Consider the following 2211-nt stretch of genomic DNA (forward strand, 5'->3'; position numbering starts at 1 on the left):
TATAAAGAGTCATTATTACAAAACTAGCAATAATGTTGGCAAGTGGTTACATTTTAAACTGCCGTTTCATGCATTTTTTGCTTGCCAAATACAAGAAAAACTGTTGTAGAAGAAATTGTCTTATCAAAGCAAAAAAATTCAAATAACCAGCTTAGTAAATCTGATTCAAAAAAGTCAAAACTGAAGAGGTATTTGAATGAATAAAGTGCAAAAGTTTATTGAAACAAAAGAATACAAAAGATTTGCTGAGTTCTGTGATGCGTGTATCAAATATAAATATATAGGTATTTGTTATGGACTGCCCGGCGTTGGAAAAACATTATCCTCAAGGTACTATTCAAATTGGGATTTCATCGAGAAGCAAATTGATTATAAAAAAGCAAATGAAATTGGCATAAACGCAGATGAAAAGATACTTGAAGCAAAAACAATTTTTTATACAGCTCCTGCAGTACGGGCTACTAAAATGACCGACGAAATTCGTACAATTGGAACTAGAATAAAACTGGTAAAAACTATGTATGAAGTACTTACTAAGGGAGAAGAAGAACCGAATTCTACTAGAACTTATGAAGATATCGACTTGATTATTGTTGATGAAATAGATCGACTAAAAATGCAAAATTTAGAACAACTTAGAGATATTTATGATCGAAACGACTTAGCAATGATATTAATTGGAATGCCCGGTATTGAGAAGCGATTAGCTCGATATCCCCAACTTTACTCTAGAATAGGATTTGCTCATGAATTTGATAAACTTAGTAAAGATGAAACTCATCATATATTGGAGTATAAATGGGAAGAGTTAGGACTTAAAGTAAAACTTGAAGATTTTTCCGATTATGAAGCAATAACCAGTATCATTAAGATTACTGGAGGAAATTTTAGGCTTATACAGAGACTTTTCACACAGATTGAGAGAATACTTGAAATTAATAATCTTGATACCATTACAACTGAAGTTGTTGAAGCTGCACGAGATAGTTTAGTTATTGGAATTAAGTAAATATAAAAAAGCTATCATTTGGATTTGATAGCTTTTTTTATTATTTATAATGCAAAATAGCAACTAAAACAGGTGCAAAATAACATCTAAAGTGACAACCTTGATAATACTACACTTGAAATTGTTCATCTAGAGTCTACCCTTAATGAACAAATAAAGTCGACGATTGCCCATCTGATTGCATGTGAGAATCCATTGAAGCGAATAAAACAATGTAATAAATTGAAATTTTTAGAAAAAACACGATCTAATACTCCTGTTATAGTGGTAATATTTAACTATATAATTATAGGAGGGATTTTCTTATGAAAAAAGGAATCCTACTACTTTTCTTACTAATGCTAGTTTTGTCAGCATGTTCAAATAAAGAAAAGGAAGTAACGAACAATGCACCTGTAGAAAAACTTAGTCCACTAGAGGCAATCTCAAAGGTCTGTCTTGAAACTCCATTAGAACAGTGTAGGGAAATTTTCGAGGATAATGGTAAATCAATTGAGGATCAGGCAAGGGGAATAATTGATAAGTACAGTGAAGTTTATTACATTCTCACTACCGAAGATAGTGTGGACTATAAGAAAAGAACGGTTGAGGAAAACATGAATTCCTTACATACTAAAGGATACGATATTATCATTAAAAATCATGAAGAAAAAGGAAATAAATATTATGTGAAATTACTAAAGGACAAAATTTATCCACTCACACAAATATACAATACTCAAACTATTGATATTGGAATGGATAAATTTGAACTAGTCGTTTCTATGGGTTTTCCTAACGATATTAATTCAACAACTACTGCCAAAGGGTCAAGTGAACAATGGGTTTACAGAGAATTAAATAAATACGTTTACCTTAAGGATGGGGAAGTAACATCTTTCCAAGATTAAATTAAAAAAAACTAAATCTTATTTTGAGAGAGCGTTTTTATGAGGATATTGTTTATTTTGCTTTTATCTTTTATTCTAGTGGCATGTTCAACAAATGACACAGAAATTTCTAATGATGTAGAAAACACAGATACTAATAAAGAAGAAAAATTAACACAAGAATGTAGCCGAAATGTGATCAGCATTTCGGTTTTTTTATTTATCTTATAGGGGTCCTACCACATGCCCATCAAGCTAACAAAGTAAATTACTAGATACGAAATGATCCTTGTTTTAAAACTAGCGAGTGATGGAAAAGTAGGCATGCCAAAG

General features: G+C 31.0%; 2 protein-coding genes. Both read left to right on the top strand.

Features of this window, described 5'->3' with window-relative positions; genetic code table 11:
- Positions 1–196 precede the first annotated feature (196 nt).
- A complete protein-coding gene (locus tag L634_RS0128460; RefSeq protein ID WP_026585301.1) occupies positions 197–1009 on the top strand; it encodes an AAA family ATPase in 813 nt (270 codons plus the stop codon).
- Between the two features lie 305 nt (positions 1010–1314).
- Positions 1315–1899 carry a hypothetical protein gene (locus L634_RS0128465; protein ID WP_026585302.1) on the top strand — a complete coding sequence of 195 codons (585 nt, stop codon included), beginning with the start codon at positions 1315–1317 and terminating at the stop codon, positions 1897–1899.
- Positions 1900–2211 lie beyond the last annotated feature (312 nt).

The organism is Bacillus sp. J33 (assembly GCF_000518885.1).
In the GTDB taxonomy this organism is placed as follows: domain Bacteria; phylum Bacillota; class Bacilli; order Bacillales; family Cytobacillaceae; genus Cytobacillus.